General features: G+C 65.6%; 15 protein-coding genes and 2 pseudogenes. 4 read left to right on the forward strand and 13 right to left on the reverse strand.

Features of this window, described 5'->3' with window-relative positions:
- Nucleotides 1-233: 233 nt before the first annotated feature.
- On the reverse strand, nucleotides 234-1,472 hold the full coding sequence (locus Q0W90_RS01715; protein ID WP_297700319.1) for a cytochrome P450: 1,239 nt from the start codon (nucleotides 1,470-1,472) through the stop codon (nucleotides 234-236).
- A gap of 277 nt (nucleotides 1,473-1,749) precedes the next feature.
- Here Q0W90_RS01715 and Q0W90_RS01720 point away from each other — a divergent pair, with 277 nt between their 5' ends.
- Together Q0W90_RS01720 and Q0W90_RS01725 are read left to right on the forward strand one after the other, a co-directional pair.
- A complete protein-coding gene (locus Q0W90_RS01720) occupies nucleotides 1,750-5,031 on the forward strand; it encodes a LuxR C-terminal-related transcriptional regulator (protein ID WP_297700326.1) in 3,282 nt (1,093 codons plus the stop codon).
- 124 nt (nucleotides 5,032-5,155) lie between these two features.
- Nucleotides 5,156-6,478: an ISL3 family transposase gene (locus Q0W90_RS01725; protein WP_297772838.1), complete on the forward strand. Its 1,323-nt coding sequence runs from the start codon at nucleotides 5,156-5,158 to the stop codon at nucleotides 6,476-6,478.
- A gap of 358 nt (nucleotides 6,479-6,836) precedes the next feature.
- On the opposite strand, the gene Q0W90_RS01730 is transcribed toward Q0W90_RS01725, so the two are convergent.
- The 6 genes and pseudogenes from Q0W90_RS01730 to Q0W90_RS24495 form a co-directional block, all read right to left on the reverse strand.
- Nucleotides 6,837-7,751 (reverse strand): MerR family transcriptional regulator, encoded by a 915-nt coding sequence (locus Q0W90_RS01730; protein WP_297599100.1) that lies wholly within the window; start codon nucleotides 7,749-7,751, stop codon nucleotides 6,837-6,839.
- A 12-nt stretch (nucleotides 7,752-7,763) separates the two neighbouring features.
- Nucleotides 7,764-9,269, reverse strand: coding sequence for an NAD(P)/FAD-dependent oxidoreductase (locus Q0W90_RS01735; RefSeq protein ID WP_297599102.1), 1,506 nt, complete (start codon nucleotides 9,267-9,269; stop codon nucleotides 7,764-7,766).
- Nucleotides 9,266-10,186 (reverse strand): ferritin-like domain-containing protein, encoded by a 921-nt coding sequence (locus Q0W90_RS01740; RefSeq protein ID WP_297599104.1) that lies wholly within the window; start codon nucleotides 10,184-10,186, stop codon nucleotides 9,266-9,268. Before Q0W90_RS01740 ends, Q0W90_RS01735 begins: the two co-directional genes overlap by 4 nt.
- A 26-nt stretch (nucleotides 10,187-10,212) precedes the next feature.
- Complete coding sequence (locus Q0W90_RS01745; RefSeq protein ID WP_297772841.1) at nucleotides 10,213-11,055, reverse strand: SDR family NAD(P)-dependent oxidoreductase; 843 nt, start codon at nucleotides 11,053-11,055, stop codon at nucleotides 10,213-10,215.
- Between the two features lie 2 nt (nucleotides 11,056-11,057).
- Nucleotides 11,058-11,798: pseudogene (locus tag Q0W90_RS01750) on the reverse strand (alpha/beta hydrolase); the annotation flags it as partial.
- A gap of 129 nt (nucleotides 11,799-11,927) precedes the next feature.
- Nucleotides 11,928-12,176: pseudogene (locus Q0W90_RS24495) on the reverse strand (acetyl hydrolase); the annotation flags it as partial.
- 302 nt (nucleotides 12,177-12,478) lie between these two features.
- Here Q0W90_RS24495 and Q0W90_RS01755 point away from each other — a divergent pair.
- Nucleotides 12,479-14,098, forward strand: coding sequence for an OB-fold domain-containing protein (locus Q0W90_RS01755; protein ID WP_297599111.1), 1,620 nt, complete (start codon nucleotides 12,479-12,481; stop codon nucleotides 14,096-14,098).
- A 10-nt stretch (nucleotides 14,099-14,108) separates the two neighbouring features.
- On the opposite strand, the gene Q0W90_RS01760 is transcribed toward Q0W90_RS01755, so the two are convergent.
- The 5 genes from Q0W90_RS01760 to Q0W90_RS01780 all read right to left on the reverse strand — a co-directional run bounded on the left by Q0W90_RS01760 (nucleotide 14,109) and on the right by Q0W90_RS01780 (nucleotide 19,595).
- On the reverse strand, nucleotides 14,109-15,272 hold the full coding sequence (locus tag Q0W90_RS01760; RefSeq protein WP_297700422.1) for an NDMA-dependent alcohol dehydrogenase: 1,164 nt from the start codon (nucleotides 15,270-15,272) through the stop codon (nucleotides 14,109-14,111).
- A gap of 28 nt (nucleotides 15,273-15,300) precedes the next feature.
- The gene (locus Q0W90_RS01765; protein ID WP_297599115.1) at nucleotides 15,301-16,773 is read right to left on the reverse strand and encodes an aldehyde dehydrogenase family protein; all 1,473 of its coding nucleotides are present in this window, start codon (nucleotides 16,771-16,773) and stop codon (nucleotides 15,301-15,303) included.
- The gene (locus tag Q0W90_RS01770) at nucleotides 16,767-17,561 is read right to left on the reverse strand and encodes an SDR family oxidoreductase (RefSeq protein WP_297599117.1); all 795 of its coding nucleotides are present in this window, start codon (nucleotides 17,559-17,561) and stop codon (nucleotides 16,767-16,769) included. The genes Q0W90_RS01765 and Q0W90_RS01770 overlap by 7 nt, the downstream gene beginning before the upstream one ends.
- A 2-nt stretch (nucleotides 17,562-17,563) precedes the next feature.
- Nucleotides 17,564-18,844 carry an amidohydrolase family protein gene (locus Q0W90_RS01775; RefSeq protein ID WP_297599119.1) on the reverse strand — a complete coding sequence of 427 codons (1,281 nt, stop codon included), beginning with the start codon at nucleotides 18,842-18,844 and terminating at the stop codon, nucleotides 17,564-17,566.
- A 118-nt stretch (nucleotides 18,845-18,962) separates the two neighbouring features.
- Entirely contained in the window at nucleotides 18,963-19,595 is a 633-nt protein-coding gene (locus Q0W90_RS01780) for a TetR/AcrR family transcriptional regulator (protein WP_297599121.1), read from the reverse strand.
- A gap of 119 nt (nucleotides 19,596-19,714) precedes the next feature.
- On the opposite strand from Q0W90_RS01780, the gene Q0W90_RS01785 reads away from it, so the two are divergent.
- Nucleotides 19,715-20,857 carry an ABC transporter substrate-binding protein gene (locus tag Q0W90_RS01785; RefSeq protein WP_297700420.1) on the forward strand — a complete coding sequence of 381 codons (1,143 nt, stop codon included), beginning with the start codon at nucleotides 19,715-19,717 and terminating at the stop codon, nucleotides 20,855-20,857.
- Here Q0W90_RS01785 and Q0W90_RS01790 read toward each other — a convergent pair.
- The gene (locus tag Q0W90_RS01790) at nucleotides 20,849-21,907 is read right to left on the reverse strand and encodes a dihydrodipicolinate synthase (RefSeq protein ID WP_363319591.1); all 1,059 of its coding nucleotides are present in this window, start codon (nucleotides 21,905-21,907) and stop codon (nucleotides 20,849-20,851) included. The two genes, Q0W90_RS01785 and Q0W90_RS01790, sit on opposite strands and share 9 nt — an antisense overlap.
- Nucleotides 21,908-21,929 lie beyond the last annotated feature (22 nt).

The raw sequence follows: 21,929 nt of genomic DNA on the forward strand, positions 1-21,929 counted from the left end.
ATCTGGGCGTCCGCCGTGTGGTGCAGTTGACACGTCGTGCGCCCGATGGAATTGGGGGTAACTCTGATTGATGGCAGCGGGAGGAGAGCAAACAGTCGGCAGCCGTCGACGTTGACATGATCCGAAGTGAAGTGGGGCAAACCGCTGCGGGCGCTAGTTGCATCCATTAGGTGCTGTCGGTGGACGCAGGTGTGCCGCGCCACAACGACTTCAGCTGTTGGGTCAGCGTTGGCTTAGCAGGTGGAGTTGAATGCGATCGGCAGGGTGGTGGGTCCTCCCAGCGCTGAGACTGGTTTCCATGGGGCTGGACCGGTGCGCCGGGCGTTGGGCATGCGCTGTGTCATGACCGCTAGGGCTTGGGTCAATTCGAGGCGCGCGAGATTGGCTCCGAGGCAGTAGTGCACGCCGCTGCCGAATGTCTGGATCGGTGGGGCGCCCCGGCGCCTGAGGTCGAGGCGGTCGGGGTCGGCGCAGACGGCGGGATCCCGGTTGGCTGCACCGGTATTGACGACAACGATCGTGCCGGCGGCGATTTTCACGCCCGCGAGTTCGACATCCTCAACGGCCGTGCGCAACGTGACGAACGTCATCGGCGAATGGCGGATGAGCTCCTCAACGGCATCGGTCGCCAGCTCTGGATGCCGGCCCAGCAGCGCCCACTGGTCGGGGTGATCGCACAGGACGTGTACGGCCGCACTCAATTGGAGGCGGGTGGTGTCGGTGCCCGCTAACAACAGGCCAGCGACAAGCATGCGCAGTTCGTCGCCGCTAAGGCGGTCGCCGTCGTCTTCGGCGCGGATCAACTCGGAGATCAGGTCGTCGGTCAAGCCACGGCGACGATGCGCAACCATGTCGTCGATGTAGGCGTCCAGGGCGTCCCAAGCGGTCAGGATGTCCGGCGTGGCCTTGGCCGCATCCCAGCTGAAGGCCTTCAAGATGTCATCGGTCCAGTCGGAGAACAGTTCCCAGTCTTCCGGTGGCGCGCCGAGTAGCGAGCAGATCACCGGAATCGGGTATTGGCGGGCGATGTCGGTGACCACGTCGCAATGCCCGCGGGCGCTGACGCTGTCCACCAGGCCGGTGATGACGTCGACGATCGTCGTACGTAGCCGGGCCGTCGCCTTGGGTGTGAAGGCCCTACTTACCAGCCGGCGCAGCCGGTGGTGGTCGTCGCCGTCGAGGCTGATGATGTTGGCGGCGACGCGGTCCCATAACGGGCCCGAGGTGATGCCTTGGGCGGCAAGGAACATCCCTTGCGGTACCCGGAAGCGGGAGTCGCGCAGCACCGTGTGCACGAGCTCGTAGGTCAGCAGCTCAGGGCCGTATGGGCCGATTGCAATCGGCGCCTTCGTGCGGGCGGCGCTGATGATGGCGTGCGCGTCGTCGGGGTGCTGAGCATGTTGGTAATCGATCGTGGGCAGCCCGGCATCGAAGACACTCGGGCAGCTCGATCCATCAACGGTCACGGTCATGGGTGGTCCTCCTCGGTCGGGTGGCCTGAATTTCACTGACTCGACCGTGGCGTTTTTGCAGCGTCAGATCATCGGGGAGAACTCGTAACTGAACGGGGCGGGCGGGGTCGGCACGCGTCGCCTGGTGTTTTTGCCCAGCATTGCCGCGCTGGCGGCGGCACGCTGTGTTCACCGAATCGACTGCTCAGTGCCGTTGGGATACGGGATTTCCCTGATGTTTGCGGCTCGTTGCCCCGAGATGCTGGCTAGCATGACCGAAACTGATCCACGCGCGGCGATGCCGCCGGTGAACTGGAGTGAGTTGGGCGTGGGCGAGCTGCCAACCGGGACGGTGACGCTGCTGCTCGCCGATATCGAGGGCTCGACGGGGTTGTGGGACACCCAAGCGGAGGCGATGACGGCCGCCATCGAACGCCTGGACCGCACGCTGGCCGAGCTGCTCGCCGTGCACGGCGGGGTGCGGCCGGTTGAGCAGGGTGAGGGCGACAGCTTCGTGGTCGCGTTCGCCCGAGCGACCGAGGCCACGGCGTGCGCCTTGGAGTTGCAGCGGGCGCCGCTGGCTCCGATCCGGTTGCGCATCGGCGTGCACACCGGCGAGGTGCAATTGCGCGACGAGAGCAACTATGTCGGGCCGACCATCAATCGGACGGCGCGGCTGCGCGACCTGGCCCACGGCGGCCAGACGGTGCTCTCGGGTACCACCGAGGATTTGGTCGTCGATGCGCTTCCGCCTAACGCATGGCTGACCGATCTCGGCCGCCACGAACTGCGCGGTGTTGCCCGTCCCGAACGGGTGGCGCAGCTGTGTCACCCCGACATCCGCAACGAGTTTCCGCCGCTACGGGCGCCCAAACCCGTTGCCGCGGAACGGTTGCCGACGCAGCTCACGAGCTTCATCGGCCGCAACGCGCAGATCAACGATGTGCGTCAGATTCTCGCGGCGAATCGGTTGGTGACCTTGACCGGGGCGGGCGGCGTGGGTAAGACCCGGCTGGCCATCCAGGTCGCCGGGCAGCTAGCCACCGAGTTTGGCGACGGCGCATGGTATGTCGAGCTTGCCCCGATTACCGATCCCAACCTGGTGGCGGTCGCGATGGCAAACGCCCTCGGCCAGGCGGATCAGCCGGGTCGGTCCAGCACCGACACGCTCACGCGGGCCGTGGGCGAGCGTCGCATGTTGGTGGTGCTGGACAACTGTGAGCACGTGTTGGAGGCGGTTGCGGCGCTGACCAGCTCGCTGCTGCGCGCCTGCCCGGAACTAACGCTGTTGGCGACCAGTCGTGAGCCGATCGGGGTGGCCGGCGAGGTGACCTGGCAGGTGCCGTCGCTGTCGTTGGACGACGAGGCCATCGAGCTGTTCGTCGACCGGGCGCGCCTGGTGCGACCCGCTTTCACGGTCAGCGGCGAAGAGATTGACGCGGTGCGGGAGATCTGCCGTCGCCTCGATGGCATCCCGCTGGCCATCGAACTGGCCGCGGCCCGAGTGCGGGCGTTGTCGCTACAGGAGATCGTCGGCAGCCTGCACGACCGCTTCCGCCTGTTGACCGGTGGCGGGCGCACCGCCGTGCGCCGCCAGCAAACGTTGCGGGCCTCGGTCGACTGGTCGCACGCATTGCTGGCCGAGCCCGAGCGGGTGTTGTTTCGCCGGCTCGCGGTGTTCCTGGGTGGATTCGACCTCGCGGCAGCCCGCGCCGTCGCCGCCGACACCGAGGTCGAGCGCTACCAGGTGCTCGATCAGCTCACGCTGCTGGTGGACAAATCGCTCGTGGTGGCCGAAGACCGACACGGTCGGACGCGCTACCGGCTGCTGGAGACGGTGCGCCAGTACGCTCTGGAAAAGCTCGGCGAATCCGGCGAGGCCGACGACGTGCGTACCCGGCACCGCGACCACTACACCTCCCTGGGCGCCCTGCTCGGCACCCCAGGGCAAGCTGGCCGCGAGGCGCGTATCGAGCAGGCCGAAGCCGAGATCGACAACTTGCGTGCCGCGTTCGCGTGGAGTCGCGAAAACTCCGACATCGAGCTCGCATTGCAGCTCGTGTCGTCGCTGCAGCCGCTGTGGCTAGGGCGGGGCCGCATCCAGGAAGGGCTGGGCTGGTTCGACGCCGTCCTCAGCGACGACACCGCGCACGGCATCGAGGTCGCGGCCGGGGTACGGGCGCGGGCGCTGGCCGACAAGGCCGCGCTCGCCACCCAGGTCGTCGCCGTCGACCTCGATCAGGCCGAAGAAGCCCTGGCGATCGCGCGGGAGATTGGCGACTCGGCCCTGGTGGCCCGGGCGCTGACCGCCTGCGGAGGTATCGCCGTCTTCAACACCGAGGTGGCCGCCCGCTACCTCGCTGAGGCAAGCGAACTGGCCCGGGGCCTCGGCGACCGAGGGATGTTGAGCGAGATCCTCGGCTTTCAGGCGTACGCCGCGTTCATCGCGGGTGACCCGATCGCGGCGCGCGCGGCCGGTGAAGAGGGGCGCGACCTCGCCGACGCGATCGGTGACCGGCCGGCCGCGTTTCGCTGTCGCTGGTCCCTCGGTTTGGCACTATGGATCCAGGGCGAGCTGGCCGGGGCCCTCGCGCAGTTGCGGGAGGCGGCTGCCGACGCTGAGACCAATCACGACGTGGTCGGCAGGGCGGCCATGCTGTTCTGCCAGGGCCAGGCGTTGGCGTACCAGGGTGACACGACGGCGGCCCGAGCCGCGGCCGCCGCGGCGATCGTCGCCGCCGCCGATATTGGGGGGTTCCTCGAGGGCTTTACCTACGCGGCGTTGGCTGTCGCGACTCTGGCGGCGGGGGACGTAGCAGCCGCGTCCGATGCGAGCGAGGCGGCCTCGCAGCGGATGAGTGCCGAGCTGGGGGTAGTGAATGTCAACCCGATAGCGCAGGTTGCGCTGGCGCGGGGTGATCTGATCGCGGCGCGCCGCTGGGCCGACGATGCCGTCTCGATGATGCGGGGCTGGCATCTAGCGGTGGCGCTGACGACGCGTGCGCGCGTTGCGATCGCACGAGGTGAGCCGGAACTGGCCGAACGTGACGCCCACGACGCACTCTCCTGCGCAGCCGGCGTCGAGGCACACCTGGGCATTCCGGATGCCCTGGAGTGCCTGGGTGCGCTGGCCGGCGCTGCCGAGAGCCACCGCGAAGCGGCACGGCTGTTCGGCGCAGCGGACGCCCTCCGGCAACGCATGGGCGCCGTCCGGTTCAAGATCTATGACGCCGAGCACGACGCCGCGGTCGCCACGCTTCGTAATGCATTGGGCGAAGCCGACTTCGAGTCCGCATGGGCCGAGGGTGCAGAACTGTCCGCCGACGAAGCGATCGCCTACGCCCAGCGTGGCCGCGGCGAACGCAAACGCCCGTCCACCGGCTGGGCCTCGCTCACCCCCGCCGAACTCGACGTCGTCAAGCTCATCAGTGAGGGCTTGGGAAACAAGGACATCGCCACAAGGCTTTTCATCTCACCACGCACCGTCGAAACCCACCTCACCCACGTCTACACCAAGCTCGGCCTGGCCTCGCGCCTCCAACTTGCCCAAGAGGCAGCGCGTCAAATCGGCTATTCATGAACGAGAGTTCAGTTGCCGGCAGATTTCCGCGTGACCGTCTCGTGTCGTCGGGCTGAGGCGGGGTGTCGGTGGGTGACGATGCAGGCTCCTACGCGCTGTTTCACGAACACCTGCGAGGTGACCCTTGCCTGAGGCTACTGCGTGCCCGCCGTCTGTTGTTGCCGACACGATCATGCGCACGATCGAGTTGGGTGTGACGATTACCGACGCCGCCGTCGACGAGAAGACCACAACGATCTTCTGTGCACCGGTATCGCGCGATCCCCGCTGCCCGGCCTGTGGTCGGCAGGGTCGCTACCGCGACACCGTCACTCGACCGTTGACCGATCTGCCGGTCGCTGGCTGTCCGCTGGTGCTACAAGTAGCCGTGCCCCGCTACCGCTGCGTGACCCCCGAGTGTGGGCGTGCGGTGTTCAATCAGGATCTTGGGAAGCTGGCCGCTCCGCGGGCGTCCACGACACGGCGCTGTGCCCGGTATGTGTTGCGGCGGTTGATGATCGACCGCACCACCATTGCGGCGATCGCCGCCGAACTCGGTGTCTCCTGGCACACTGTCAGCTCGATCGCGATGCGTGCGACCGCCGACCTCGTGGCCGCGGCAGGGCCGGATCGGTTGACCGGGGTGCGAGTGATCGGCGTCGATGAGCACCGCTGGGCACCCCGACGCATCGGCCCGGCCGGGTTTGTCACACTGATCATCGATCTGACCCCTGTTCATGCTCAGGCAGGCCCAGCACGGCTGCTTGACCTGGTGCCCGGCCGTTCAGCGACGGCACTGGCGGACTGGCTGGCCGCTCAACCCGCCGATTTTTCCCGAGCCGTGGAGGTCATCGCGATGGACGGGTTCGCCGGATACAAGACCGCCGCCACTGCAGTCATCCCGGACGCGGTCACCGTGATGGACCCGTTCCACGTTGTCGCACTGGCCGGCGCCAAGCTCGACATGTGCCGCCAACGCATCAAACAGCAGACCCTGGGCCGGCGTGGCCACACCGGTGATCCGCTCTACCGGATTCGGCGCATCGGCCGCACCCGCCTCCAGCTGCTCTCGACACGCCAGTACAACCGCCTGAGCAGCGTTCTCGACACCGACGAGCACGTTGCGGTCAAGGTTGCCTGGTTGATCTACCAGAAGATCATCGCCGCCTACGCCGACCCAAACCGGCGCCGCGGCAAGAAAACAATGACCACGCTGATCAGCTCGATCCGACGCGGGGTGCCTGCCGGACTGGAGGAGATCGCCCAACTCGGCCGTACCCTATGGCGCCGCCGCGATGACATCCTGGCGTTCTTCGACCACCACGCCTCCAACGGACCGACCGAAGCCATCAACGGACGCCTGGAAGCACTACGCCGCAACGCCCTCGGGTTCCGCAACCTTACCCACTACCGATGGCGCTCACTACTGCACAGCGGTGCACTCCACTCACTCGTGAATGCACTCTGAATTACGAAGAGCCGGTTATGCGCCGACCAGGACGGCAGCTAACCCGCTACGTCGACCTAATTCTCAATGTCTACTAAACGGTTGGCAGCGAATATCCGTCATTCTCCTGTTTTTTCACGGTGCGGCGCTTAGCATCTGTCCCAACTTCAACGGGATGGAGTATTCGTGTCTGGTCTTAAATCGAAAGTCACTGTTGCCGTAGTCCTTGCCTTCGCAACTTTCACTGTGTCGGGATGTCTGGCGACTGTTGAATGCACATCGCCGATCACCTGCGTGCCGTCGTAGCACTGCCGACACGTCTTAGCTTGCGCGCTCACGGCGCGGGGCGGCCGAGGACAATCCCGAAAGCCACCGCCGCTCACGCCGACGAGCTCGACTCGAGGTAGTCCGCCAAGATGCGGCTCACCAGCGACTCGATATTGGATTCGATCGACGACGCGAGCGTGGCGGTGACCGTAGCGACCGCTTGAGTCCGGAAGCGCACCAGCATGGTGATCAGCTCGGCGATCTCGGCGTCGGCCGGCAGCGGCTCGCCGGGCTTGATGCGGTCCAGTACGTGTTCGGCGCCCGCGCGCACCAACATCTCGCTGATCTTGTCGATCTCGGGGACGATCTGCTCGTGCAGGTCGATGAGCTTGCCGAATTCGACGCCATAGCCGCGGATCTCGTTGAACGCCTCGATCAGTTTCGGGCGGGTGATGGTGGCGCGGGGCCCGTCAAGCCGGATCACCTGTAGCGCCACCAGGCGCTCGAACGCTTGCGCGTCGCCGACGAGTCGCTGGGCGTCGGCCAGCGGCATGGTTTCGGGCTTCTCGGTGGTCCACGGCCCCGCGATGGCGGTTTCGAGGCCCAGCACGTCGCCGAGGTTCTTGCCTTCTTCCCACGCGCTCAACATTTCTCGTACGTGCGCGATGGTGTAGCCGCGGTCGAGCATCGAGGTGATCAGCCGCAACCGGGTCAGGTGGGTGTCGTTGAACAGCGCGATCCGCCCGACGCGCAGGGGCGGAGGCAGCAGCCCGCGGTCGCGGTAGACGCGGATGTTGCGAGTGGTGGTGCCCGCCAACCGCGCCAGGTCGTCGATTCGGTACTCACCGGAGTTCGCGGCGCCGTGCGGGTGACGGACCGCCGCGTCGAAAAGCTGTGACACCGCGCCCTCGATGAGTTGGCGGTATTCGCGCGATTGACGCCGCACGCGTTTGGGTGCGCGCCGCACGTTGTGCAGCACGCTGGCGATGGTGCCCGGCTCGGGACGCGACGCATGCTCGGTTGCCATCAGTGCGGCATCTCAGGCGGGCCGGGTGGCGTGCGTCCGGGCGCGACGCGCCACCGCCTGATAGTCCTCGTACCGGAAATCCCTCATCTGGCGAAGATACTGCGTGGCGAAGCCCGGATACATCGAGCCGTTGAATCCGTCCTTGGTGAGGTACCAGCTGCGGCAACCCGACATCCAGGTCGTCTTGGTGAGTCGGCGTTGAAGGTCCTCGTTGTGGAGACGTTGGACCTCTTCGCGCACATCGAGATAGCGCAGATCGTCATCGAGGATGGTTTTGATACCGCGTACCGCGTAGTCCAACTGGCCCTCGATGTAGACCAGCAGCGAGTTGTGCCCGGGCCCGGAGTTGGGGCCGGTCATGACAAACAAATTCGGGTACCCGTGCACGTTGATGCTCTTGTAAGCCTGTGCGCCGCCATCCCATTCGGCGGCCAGCGAGCGCCCGCCGAGTCCGGTGACCGGAAACGGCGGACCGGTCAGATGCACGTCGTAACCGGTCGCGAACACGATGCAATCGAGATGATGCTCGATGCCGTCACTGGTGCGAATGCCGGCCGGGCTCAACGTGGCGATCGGCCAGTCGATGAGCTTGCAGTTGTCGCGTTGCAGCGCCGGGTAATAGTCGCTGGAGACCAGCATGCGCTTGCACCCCGGCCTGAAGTCGGGTGTCAGCTGGCGCCGCAGCCACGGATCCTTCACCTGAGCGCGCAGGTGCGCCCGCCCAAGCCGGGCGACCACCGACGTCAGCGGCGTGTCCCACACCAGTGCGGTGGCGCTGGCTTCGTGGCCCCAATAGAGCGCCTGGCGCGCAAGCTGTTGGGTGGCGGGGACTTTGGCGAACAAGGATTGCACGGCCGGCGGGGTGGCGACGTCCAAGCGCGGCAGCACCCAGCACGGTGTGCGCTGGAACACCTTGACGAACTCGGCCCGCTTGACCAGCTCGGGGATGATCTGGATCGCGCTGGCGCCGGTGCCGATGACCGCGACTCGCTTGCCCGCGAAGTCGTAGTCGTGATCCCAGCGGGCGCTGTGGATCTTGTGCCCGCGGTAGCTGTCCAGGCCTCGGATGTCGGGGAAGCTGACATCGGAGAGCGGACCGGAAGCCAACACCACGCTGCGGGCGCGGAATTTCTTGCGGTTCTTGGTGGTCGCGGTCCATACGCCGGTCTCCTCGTCGAAGGTCAAGTCCTTGACCTCGTAGCCGAACTTGATGCGGCCGCGGATGCCGAACCTGTCCGCCATGTCCTCGAGGTGGCGATAGATTTCCGGGGCGGGGGAGTAGGTTCGCGACCAGGTTGGGTTCTTCACGAACGAGTACGAGTACAGCAGCGACGGGACGTCACAGCTGGCACCGGGATACGTTGTGTCGCGCCAGGTTCCGCCGACCCGGTCGGAGCGCTCCAACATCACGATGTCGTCGACTCCGGCTTCGGCCAATCGGGTCGCCGCGCCCAATCCAGTGAAGCCGGCCCCGACGATGAGCGCCGCGTGGACGCGGTTGTTGTTCGCCATTCTCACGCCGCCGGCTCGTGGGTGAGTTCCCCAACCCATGTCGGTACCGACGGAAGCAGGGGCCGCGGATATCGGTCGGAAAGCCACACCATCGAATTCGCCAGCAGGTGGTAGGGATGGCGTGGATTCGTGACCACTCCGGCGTAGCGCCTCAGGAACCGATACGTCGGTACCCGCCTGGTGCGTTCGCCGCGATCACCAAGCTCTTTGAAGCGTTTCACAGCCCGGTAAAGCCGCTCGGGCTCCATACCCATGGCGGTGATCTCGTTGCGGATCCTGTTGATCAACGGTGCACCCATGATCGCACCGATGATGAGACCCGGAGTGGCATTGTGACCGACGAAGTCGATCAGCAACCGCCGGATCTTCGCATGTCCGATCATGTCGAGAACTTCGAAATCGATGACCAGATGCCGTGATTCGTCATTGTTGATCTTCTCGAAGACACGGTGACAAACAGGGTCGTGCACCTCGTCGAGGAGAAATTTCAACAGGGCGCCGTCCAATGCGACTTCGAGCATCGGAATGACGGTGCCGAGCAGAGACAGCGGCATATCGTCGGCCCAGCGGTCCAGCCAGTCGATCGCCAATCGGATGTTCACGTTCGGCTCGGGAATCTCACCGTCCTCGAGCATGCCCCAGCGCTTCATCAGCGCCAGTTCGGCATTGGCGTGGCGCTGCTCCTCGGCGTGGAAGTAGCGGTAGATCTCGGCGATGGTCGGTGTGGGTGCCTTCTTCACCAGCGCCGCGAAGCCCCTGGCACCGATGTTCTCGATCCAGCACAGGTCGGCCATGAACGCCTTGAGCTGCGGCCGCTGTTCATCACTGATTGTTTCGGCGCCGGGTGCGTCCCAGTCGATATCGGCGAGTGCCCACTGCCGGTCTTTGATTTTGGCGAGCATGGCTTCCATGTCGATGGCCACCGGGAGCTCCTTTGCGTTCGGTTTCTTCAGGGCAGGTTGATGCGGGAGATTAGGCCGGCCGCGCGCGTATAGGTTTGCGGGGCCAGGCGTTTGACGTTCCAGCCGATCTTGGCGTCGAACTGCGGCATGCAGTACAGCTCGCCGCGGTCGTGTGTGTCCAAACAGATTCGCGCGACTTTGTCGGGCGAGAGTCCGGTCCAGCGCATCAATTTGGCGGCAAGCTCGTTGGATTGCTCGCTGATGCGGCCGGACTCGAGAATGTTGGTCTTGACGAAGGTCGGACACAGCACGGTGACCCGCACCGCCGTGCCGGCCAGTTCGGCGGCCAGGGTCTCCGACAGCGACAGCACACCGGCCTTGCTGACGTTGTAGGCGGCCATTCCCGGAGCGGCGCCGAATGCCGCCGCGGAGGCCACGTTGATAATGCCGCGGGGCGTCCGGGACGGCTCGGCGTCGCGCAGGATCGGGGTGAACACATGGCAGCCGTGGATGGGACCCCACAGGTTGATCCCGAGGGTCCACACCCAATCGTCCAGCGGCGCATCGCCGATGGCGGCACCGCCCGCGCCGACGCCGGCGTTGTTGATCACCAACGTCGGTGGCGCCGCGAACCAGGCCTGCGACTGTTCGGCCAGCGCCTGCATGTCGTCGAATCGCGATACGTCGCAACGGATTGCCGTGGCCTTGCCGCCGTGCTCGGTGATCACATTGGCCGTCTGTTGGGCCGCGGTCTGGTCGATATCACTGCACACGACCGCGCCACCGCGACGGCCGAGTTCGACGGCAAAGGCGGCGCCGATACCGCTTCCGGCGCCGGTGACCACCGCGGAGGCGCCCCGGCTGATTTTGGGCTTGTTGAGTCCGAACATTGTCAGCGGGCCTCCTCGGCCGGGGTGCGGGCGTCCTGCAGGGCGTGGGCGATGAAGCGCGCGACGTAGGCCATGGCCTTGGCGGCCTCGGGTGTCATGCGTGGCAACGCCTGGAAGACGTGCACCTGGTGCGGCCAGATTTGCAGTTCGCATCGGCCCCCGGCGGTTTGGATGTCGTCGGCGAGTTGGTGCGCATCCCCTTGCAGCATCTCGGCGCCGCCGGCTTGGATCAGGGTGGGCGGAAGCGCGGGACCGCCGGCCACGTCGAGCGTCAGCCGCTGGTGGGTGAGCTCGACGCCGCTGTGGTAGAGGCTGACCAACCGGACCGCGTTGGCCGCCCGGGTGGCCGGGTCGGGGCGCATCCGTTCACGCGCGAGCGACAGCGCGAACGTGAGGTCGTACAGGGGAGAGAACAACACTTGTGCGGCGGGGTGATTGGCGGCGATTTCGGGTTGCAGCAGCAGGTCGACGGACAAATGACCGCCCGCCGAATCGCCGGCGATCACGATCTGGTTCGGCGGTACGCCGCAGGTGTTCACCAGCCAGTCCCAACCCGCGCGAACATCGTCGGCCGCGGTGGGGAAGCGGTGACGCGGGGCCAGTCGGTAGTCCACGGAGAACACCGGCAGGCCGGTCAAGGACGACAGCCAGGATGTCAACCGCCGGTGCGTCTTTGGCGAACACACGGCGTAGCCGCTGCCGTGCACGTAATAGATGGCTTCGGTGACGGTCGACGAGCGAGCTCGCTCGCGAGAAGAGCCGGCGCCCATCGGGTTAGTGACGGTCGACGAGCGAGCTCGCTCGCGAGAAGAGCCGGCGCCCATCGGGTTAGTGACGGTCGACGAGCGCTCGGTTTCGCTGGTAGGCGTTCGCGGCCCGTACACCCATTCGCCCTTGACGCGGCGGCCGTCGGGCAACGTGGTGTCGACCGGGTCGACGCGAGCGCCCGCGAGCGAGGGGCCGAACGTCCCCATGATCCCGGCGATGATCTGGCGCGACAGCCACAGTCCCCAGGCCCGTTCGGGCGGAATCACGCTGGTGATCGGCCGCAGGGTGTACGTACTTACCGTTGCCGCGCCGCGGGATCGCAACGAGCCACGAGCCGGAACGCCGTCCGTCATGCAATGCAGTCAATACTAAATGGTGACATTAGTCAATGGCAGTTTTGCGTGATCTCAGCATAATAGGTCGTACGGCTGGCGCGGACATCGAATGATTGTGACCATTGGTTCGATCCGCGGCCCCGTATCGGACGGGGCAGGCGTAGCGCTGAGTCATGTGAGACGATGATCGGCAATGAACATTTGCATTTCTGAGAATGGATATATCTGCCATGCGCGTCGTGGGCGCAGCGTGAAATGACAGCGGCGGTGGACATCTCGCGGCCGTTGAAAATGGTGGGCTTTCCCGGCGGGCGAGTGCCATGAGATTACTGCCGGAGCTCACCCCATGGAATCAGTGGTTTTGGACGTCCGGCCAGGACGGCACTCTGCGCATCCAGCGCTGCAGTGAGTGTGAGACGTACGTACACCCTCCGGTGCCGATTTGTCCCTCGTGCCGGGCGACAACGGCCGAGCCCGAGGCGGTTTCGGGCCGGGCGACGGTGGTGGGCTATACGGTCAACGAGCATCCGTGGCTTCCCGGATTCGAGCCGCCCTACGTCATCGCAGTGGTGGCACTCGACGAGTGCGCCGAGGTGCGCCTGACCACCAACATCGTCGACTGCCCTCCCGAAGACGTGCACATCGGCCAGCGAGTCGCCGTGCGGTTCGAAAACGTTGACGACGTGTGGATCCCACTGTTCGAACCCACAGGCGGTACAGACGAGCGAGACCTGGTCGGTCCGCCCGTCTCTCCCTCGCCCCGGCGGCCGGTGACGGCGGAGCGATTTGAACATGGATCCGTGATATCTGGGATCGGCCGGTCGCCCACCGGCCGCCGCCTGATGGTCGATCCGTTGTCGCTGACGGTGGACGCCTGCTTGGCCGCGGTCGCTGACGCGGGCTTGGAACTTGCTGACATTGACGGTCTTTCCACATACCCGGGACCCGTGGGCATGGGCATGAGTGAAGGCGGGGTCGGGGCCGTCGAGGAGGCGCTGCGCATACACCCGACATGGATCAACGGCGGCATGGATTTACCCGGTCAGGGCGGCGCGATCATTGCCGCGATGATGGCTGTGGCCGCCGGCCTTTGCAGACACGTCCTCTGCTTCCGGACGGTGTGGGAATCGACCTTCGCCGCGCTCCGGCTACCCGGGGGCGGCGGACGAGTGACAGGTCCCCAGCAATGGTCATTGCCGTTTGGTGCAGCATCCGCGGCCAACTGGATTGGCGTCAACGCTAACCAGTATCTGCACCGATACGGTGCCGACCGAGAGCTTTTCGGCATGATCGCCGTGAACGCGCGGCGCAATGCGGCGCTCAACCCGCTGGCCATCTACCGCGATCCGATGACGATGGCCGACTACTTCGCCGCGCGGGCCATCACCTCACCATTCGGCTTGTACGACTGCGACGTTCCCTGCGACGGTTCGATCGCGGTCATTGTGTCCGATGCGTCAGTCGCCGATGACCTGCCACGACCGGCAGTGCGCTGCAACGCCGTCGGAACACAAGTCGCCGAACGCATCTCCTGGGATCAAGGCACCCTGACCCACGAGCCCCAGGTGATCGGCCAGGCCGCGCATTTGTGGAGTAGGACTGATCTGCAATCCAAGGACATCGACCTGGCTCTGTTGTACGACGGCTTTACGTTCAACTGCGTGTCGTGGCTCGAGGCCCTGGGTTTCTGTGGCTTCGGCGAGGCCCAGGGATGGCTGGATGGTGGTAGGCGCATTGCGCTGGACGGCGAGCTCCCGCTGAACACGCACGGTGGCCAGTTGTCCGAGGGGCGCCTGCACGGATTCGGTTTCCTCTACGAGGCGGTGCTGCAATTGCGCCACCAGGCCGGCAGCCGTCAGGTCAAAGACGCACGCACCGCCGTCGTCAGTACGGGTGGGGGAGTTCCGTCTGGTGTCATGCTGTTGCACCGTGCGACCTGACGGCGCGTCACTAGTCGAAGGCGATGACGCCGCGGATGTTCTTGCCGGCGCGAAGGTCTTTCATGGCCTCGTTGATGTCGTCGAGTTTGTATTTCTGCGTGACCAACTCATCGAGCTTGATTAGACCCGCCTCGTACATCGCCAATAGTTTCGGCATGGCCTCGCGCGGGTTCAGCTCGCCGTAGAGCACACCCTTGAACGTCTTGCATGAACTGACCATGTCAGTGAGGACCATCGGCACCATCAGGTCGGTGATCTTCGGCATCCCAGTCAGCACACAGGTTCCGCCCTTGCGCAACAACATCATCGCGGTCAATATCATGTCCGCGGGCACGACCCCGGGTGTGAGAACAACCCGGTCGGCCATCACCCCCCAGGTCATCTCCTTGACCAGTTCCAGCGTGGCACCGATGTCGGCGGCGGTATGGGTGGCGCCGAACGTCGGTGCGATCTCGCGTTTGAACTCGTTGGGGTCCACGGCGATGATGTGCTTGGCGCCGGCGACTTTCGCGCCTTGCACGGCGTTCATGCCGATTCCGCCGACACCGACCACGACGACGGTATCGCCGGCTTGGGTGCCTGCCGCAACCGATCCCGACCCGAATCCCGTTGTCACACCGCAGGACACCAGGGAGGCAGCCTCTAGGGGGATCCAGTCGTGGACTTTGACGAGTGAGCGCTCGGAGGCCACCACGTATTCGGAGAAGGTGCCGACCTGCATCATCGCCATGAGGTCTTCGTCGCCGAGGTGGCGACGGCATGTGCCGTCGGTGGTCATCGCCTTGCTGTAGATGTCGGCGCCCACGTCGCACAGGTAGGTGTAGCCGCTGGCGCACCATCGGCAGTTGCCGCAGGCGGGAAGAAACGAAATGGCCACGTGGTCACCGGGCTTCAGTGATGTCACCCCGGGTCCGATCGCTTCGACGACACCGGAGCCCTCGTGGCCTCCGAGCATGGGAAACCATTCGGGCACCGGAAGCCCGGAGGCCCTCATCATCTCTTCCATATCCGCGGTCGGCACGCTGTCGCCGGTATAGAAGTGCTCGTCGGAGTGGCAGATGCCCGCATAGGCCATCTTGACCAGCACTTCGCCCGCGTGCGGCGGATCGAGCTCCACTTCGGTGACTTCCCAATCCACACCGACACCACGCAACACCGCTGCTTTGGACCTCATCGCTTCTCTTTCGTTGGGCCGGCTCCGGTCAGGAGGCCGGCCAGCCGACAGTCTTCGTCTCGGTGAAGATCTCGAGTCCCTCGATGCCGCATTGCCGACCGATGCCGGACTGCTTGTAACCGCCGAATGGTGCGTCCGCGCCGTACCAGAGGCCGCCGTTGATGCCGAGGGTACCGGTTCTGATCCGGCTCGCCACGGACTTGGCGCGCTCGAGGTCGTTGGCGAACACCACACCCGACAGGCCGTAGATCGATTCGTTGGCGATGCGCACGGCGTCGTCGTCGCCGTCGAACCCGATGACCGACAGAACGGGGCCGAAGATCTCCTCCTGGGCGATGGTCATCTTGTTGTCGACGTTGGCGAACACGGTCGGCTCGACAAAATAGCCCTTCGGGAGATGTTTGGGCACCCCGCCGCCGGTGACCAGCCGGGCGCCTTCCTGCTTGCCCTTCTCGATGTATCCCAGGACGCGGTCGTGCTGCTTCTTGGAAACCACGGGCCCCTGGAGCACCGAGGGATCGGTGGGATCGCCGTATTTGTTCTTTTCCATGGCGGCCTTGACGATCTCGACGGCTTCGTCGTAACGCGAGTTCGGCACCAGCAGGCGGGTGGGCATCGCGCAGCCCTGCCCGGCGTGCATGCAGATGAACGCGCTACCGCCAACCGCGGCGCCGATGTCACCGTCTTCGTCCAACACGAGGTACACGGATTTGCCGCCGAGCTCGAGGAAGGTGGGTTTGAGGGTATCGGCAGCGTCAGCCATGATGCGCCGGCCGACGGCCGTCGAGCCGGTGAACGCCACCATGTCGACGAGCGGAGACGTCGAAATCACTTCGCCGACAAGGTGGTCAGAAGAGGGGACGATGTTGATGACCCCGGGCGGGATGTCGGTCTGCTCGGCGATGATGCGGCCGATCCTGGTGGCGTTCCACGGTGTGTCCGGGGCGGGCTTGAGCACGCAGGTGTTGCCCATCGCCAGGATGGGGCCGATCTTGTTGAGGATGATCTCGAAAGGGAAGTTCCACGGCGTGATGACGCCGACGACGCCGATCGGCTCTTTCCAGACCTCGCGGCTGGTGAGGCTGCCCATGCCGAACGCATCCTTGTCGGGAAGCGAACGCTTCCAGGCGAATTCGCCGATCATATCGGCGGGCCAGGTCAGGGCTTCGTTGAGGGGCACGTCGAGCTGCGGTCCGTAGGTGGATAGCACCGGGCAACCCACCTCGGCGACGAGCTCGGTGCGCAGGTCCTCCCGTTCGGCTTCGAGCGCCGCCTGTAGTTGCCGCAGTCCGGCGGCACGCGCCTCGCCGCTGCGCGACCACTCGGTGTTGTCGAACGTGCGCCGCGCCGCGGCGATGGCGCGTCCCATGTCGGCGCGGGTCGCGTCGGTTGTGGCGCCGAGGACCTCTTCGGTCGCGGGGTTGATGTTGTCGAACTGCCGTCCGGTCTCGGACTCGACGAGCTTGCCGTCGATGAGCATTCGCGATTCGTGGTTCACCATTGCCGGAGTTCCTTCACTGCGTCGGAGGCACGCGGGGCGAGCGTTAGGGATGGGATGAAACTGCTATTGCCGCAACGGATGACGGAATGGACGACTTCGGTCAGATGCTCGGCGTCAACCAAACCGCCCAGCATGTACTTGTTCTCCATCCAGTACTTGATGGCCGCTTCGAGAGCGTCGGGATCCCAGCTCTTGTTGAATTCGGTCTGCGCGTCACCGGTGCCGCCGAGGCTGTCGCCCACGGCGAGACGGGTGAAACCGATCTCGGGATGTTCGATGCGCCAAGCCTCGACGAGCTTGTCCAACGCACCCTTGGTGACCGCGTAGGACCCGAGCAGGGGCCACGGGGTCGTGTAGGACGCGCTCAGTGACGACAGGTATACGGCCGAACCCGCCGCCGCGGCCAGGTGTGGCGCGGCGGCCGCGGTGACCAGCGCGGCGCCGGTGACGTTGGTGGCGAACAACTGCGCCCATTGTTCGGCGGTCACCTCGCGCAGTGGCGCCAGCACGCCCATGCCGGTCGTGTACACCAGGGCGTCGAGACCGCCGAGCGCGCCGGCCACCTCGGACATCGCCTTGCGGCAACTGTCCGTCACAGTGACGTCGCAGGCGACGGCTATTGCGCCGTTGCCCGCTTCCTTGGCCGCGTCGACCAACCGGTCGTATCGGCGCGCCAGCAGCGCGACATGCGCACCGCGCCGAGCGAGCCCGGTGCCGATGCACCGGCCGAGGCCCGCGGAGGCGCCGACGACCGCGACCCGCAGCGGTAGCTGTCCCTTGTCAGACATTGTCAGACATCGAGTTTGGCGCTGACGGAGGCGAGTGTTGCGCCCGTGGTACGTTCGAACCGGCCGTGGTCGAAGCTGCGGATCTCGACGTCGTGGGCACCGACATCGGCGCGCAGGGCGCCCACCGTGCATTGGTCGCGGGTGCGGTGTTCGAACGGGTCGAACGAATACCACCGACAAGCATTCTCATACGTGATCTTGTTGATCTCGTCGTCGGGCAGCCCGGCCATGACGAGGCCGAGTTCCTCGGCCGCCGCGGGCCATGACGAGTCGGAGTGCGGATAGTCGCACTCCCAGGCGATGTTGTCGATGCCGACGTCGTGGCGCAGCTTGATGCCGATCGGATCGGCGATGAAGCAGGTCAGGAAGCGCTCCCGGAAGACCTCACTGGGCAGTCTGTCACCGAAGTCCTGGCCGGTCCACAAATGATGCATTTCGTACGTGCGGTCGAGCCGGTCAACGAAATAGGGGATCCACCCGGTACCGCCCTCCGAGAGCGCGAACCGCACGTCGGGGAATTCCTTGATGACGCGCGACCACAGCAGGTCTGCTGCCGCCGAGCAGACATTCATCGGCTGCAGTGTGATCATCACGTCGATCGGGGCGTTGTCGGCGGTCATCGTGATCTTGCCCGACGATCCCAAGTGGACCGAGAGCACCGTGTCGGTGTCCGACAGCGCCCGCCACATCGGATCCCAGTACTCGTCGTGGTAGCTCGGGAAGCCGAGGGTGGCGGGGTTCTCGGTGAAGGTCACCGAGTGGCAACCCTTCTCGGCATTGCGGTGGATCTCCTTGGCGCACAACTCCGGATCCCACAGCACAGGTAATCCCATGGGCAGGAAGCGTCCGGGATAGGACCCACACCACTCGTCGATGTGCCAGTCGTTGTACGCCTGGGTGACGGCGAGCGCGAGATCCTTATCGGGGTGCGTGGCGAACAGCCGGCCGGCGAAGCCGGGGAAGGACGGGAAGCACATCGACCCGAGCACACCGCCCGCGTCCATGTCCTTGATTCGCTCGTGGATGTCGTAGCACCCCGGGCGCATCTCGTCGAAGGCAGTGGGTTCGATCCCGTACTCCTCGCGCGGGCGCCCCGCCACGGCGTTGAGGCCGATGTTGGGAATGATCGCGCCGTTGAACGTCCAGACCTCCGAGCCATCGGATTGCCGGATCACCCGAGGCGTCTCGCCGGCGTACTTGTGCGCGACCCGGCCCTCGAACAAGTTCGGCGGCTCCACCAGATGGTCGTCGACGCTCACCAAGATCATGTCTTCGGGCTGCATGGGTCTCCTTGCGCACAGGTTGAGAGCGAGGCTATCAGGTCGTAGAGGAACTATATTCAATTACGGAAATGTACATTTTCACGACGGCGGCATTCGGCCAGGGCATGGGTCAGGATGATCACCGCCGCAATATTTTTCGGGGCTCGACGGCGAAGGAAAGCAGCAGCCGGTCGAGGACCTTGGCGGCTCTACGGCGCGCCTTGGTGGGATTTGCGGCATGCGCAACCAGCAGCGAGGCCTCCTCGAGCGCCGCGACGAGCATGTGCGTCAGCTCCCCGACGGGTTGGTCGTCGATGATGCCCGCCGCGATCGCTTCGCGGACCACCTCGTTGATGAGGGCGATGCTGTTGCCCTCCTGAATTTCGCGCAGGGTCTGCCAACCCAGCACCACCGGTCCGTCCACGAGTATCACCCTCTGAACGGCGGGCTCGGTTGCCGCTTCGAGAAATCCGTGCAGACCGCTCCGGAGCCGTTCCCATGGGTCCGTGCCGGGTGGAGGAGCGGCGATGGACCGCAGCGTCAGGTCGTTCTCGACGTCTTCGAACACGGCGCGAAACAGCTCGGCCTTGTCCTTGAAGTGGTGGTAGAAGGCCCCGCGCGTGCCGACGCCCGACTTCGCCACGAGGTCACCGATGCTCGTATTGAAGAACCCGTGTTCCACGAACAGTTCGCGGCCCGCCTCGATCAAGTCGCGACGGGTCTGCTCGCCACGCGCGCGTCGATCGTCGTCGGCTCCACCGCGCTGCGCCATGCCGACGATCGTAGCAACATTCAGGCTGCATGTTGAGTGCCGGTCAGCGCTGGCCGCTCCGCACGACATCGCGCAACGGCAGGAGCCCGGCCTCAACCTCCATCCTGTATGTTGCCGCTATGGCAGACGAGGTTCGCGCATACGGTTCGGTCGCTCCCCTGAAAGTCGGCTTGCTCAACGACTATCCGACCTCCGGCGACACCGACAACGACACCTTCGCCGCGCTGCGGCTGGTGATGGACGAAGCCTATGACTCCGGGTCGCTGGACCGGCCGATCGAACTCGTCACACGCAATGCGGTGGGCTTGCCCAACGGTACCTACCTCGCGGTCGAACGGGCCTTCGACGAGCTGGTCGCGGAGGGTTGCCTGGCGATTTTCGGGCCGTGGGTATCGGACAACGTGGTGCCGCTGCGTCCCCACGTCGAGGCCACCGCGCGGGTTCCGATCGTCACCCTGTCGGGGTCCGAGGGAGCGCTTGGCGAGTGGTGCTTCGCGTTGAACAACGGCTCGATGCCGGAGGAGCCGGTGATGCTTGCCGCGGTGATGATCGGCGATGGTCGGTCGCGCATCGCCATTGCCTACGAGTCGTCGCTCATCGGCAAGGAGTATCTCGCCTTCGCTCAAAGAGCCTACGATGCGGCGGGTTTGAAAGTCGTTACGACCGTGGCGATTCCGCAGGTCGAGGCCGACAAGTCCAAGGCGGTCACCGCGTTGCGCGCGTCGGAACCCGACGCGCTGGTGCACGTCGGGTTCGGGCATGGATTGTGGGGTTTCACGGATGCGCTGCTGGCCGCGGGCTGGGATCCGCCGCGGTACACGACGACGGCCTTCGAAATGGCACACATCAGCGCGGAGTGGATGCGGCACCTGTCCGGCTGGATCGGGCTGGACAGCTACGACGAGCGCAACACTGTCGGACAGGCCTTCCTCGACCGCTTCGAGGCGCGATACGGTCGCCGGCCGCGACACTCGATGCCGGGCCTGTCGCACGACGCCGCCACCGTGATCGTGCGTGGCCTCGCCGCGGCGCGCCCGCTGACCGGCGAGGGTGTGAAGAACGGGATGGAGCAGGTGAAGCTCGTCCCGTCGGCCAGCGGGGCACCGGGGACGTTCCTGAGGTTTGGCCGGTTCATCCGACAGGGCTGGATGGGATCCGACTATCTCGTGGCCCGGCGGGTGCTGCCCGACGGCAGCGCACACGTTTTTCATGCGGCACCCAGCGACCACATCGCCCGCGCGGTCGCTTCCACGTCAAGCTAGTTGGATCGCGCCGAACACCGGTGCCGTCACGATGCCGGGTGGTTGGGCAAGCACGTAGGGGATGGCGCGAACCGCGCCCATCGCGATCATCAGATGGCCAGGCATGGCGTGCTGGCCCGAAGGCGCCACGCCATCGAACCCCACGTCGAGCTGGAGTTCAAAGCTTGGCTCACCTTTGATGACCGCGCGGATCAGCGGCGCCTTCTCGCCGGGCGCCAGCGGTGCCATACCCCACTGGGGAAGGTCGCGGGTGAGCACCCATTCCTCGTGAATGGCCAGCAACGGGCGGCCCGACCAGTGCCCGATCCACGAGAACCGCTGCCCGACAACCGTTCCCGCCTCGATCGTGCCGGCGGGGACCTCGATGTCGTGCGGCAGCGTGGTGGCGTCGACCTCCACATCGATGTGCGTCAGGGTGATTCCCAGGACGTCAGCCGTGGCGTTGAGGGCCTGGCGGTAGGCCATGTCGAGCTTCTTGATGATCGGGGAGTCAATGCTGACATCTTCCGGCGGTCTGCCCATCCCCATGAGGTCGACGAGCATTGGCCGACTGTCCACGGCTGAAACGTCGGTGGCTTCGTAGAGATCGATGCGGTCGATGGTCTTGCTCAGCCCCGTCACGGTCGCGACGAGTCGTTCGAACATGAAACCCGGGTTTTCGCCCGCCGCGTGGAAGCGTGACCCGCCCTGCCGGCATGCCCTCGCGAACGCCGACTCGGTCTCTTCGCCATAGGTGGGTAGGTGGTTGTAGGACGTCGTGGTGATGACGGTGCTGCCCGCCGCGAGCAGGCGGCAGATGTCCGCGGCGTTCGTCTCGACGGCGTGGGCCTTGCTGGCCGCGTGCACAACGACATCGGCGCCCAGGGCGATGATCGCGTCCTTGTCCGTGGTCGCGATCACGCCCGTCGTCGGTGGTAACCCGCAGAGCGCACCCGCGTCGAGACCGGCCTTCGCCGGGTCGTACACCAGCACGCCGACCAGCTGATAACGCGGATTCTCAATGAGCTCCTGCAGTGCGGCCCGACCGACGGCGCCGGTCGCCCATTGCACGACGCGAATAACCAATCGAATG

Origin of the sequence: Mycobacterium sp. (genome assembly GCF_025933915.1) — a bacterium.
GTDB lineage: Bacteria > Actinomycetota > Actinomycetes > Mycobacteriales > Mycobacteriaceae > Mycobacterium.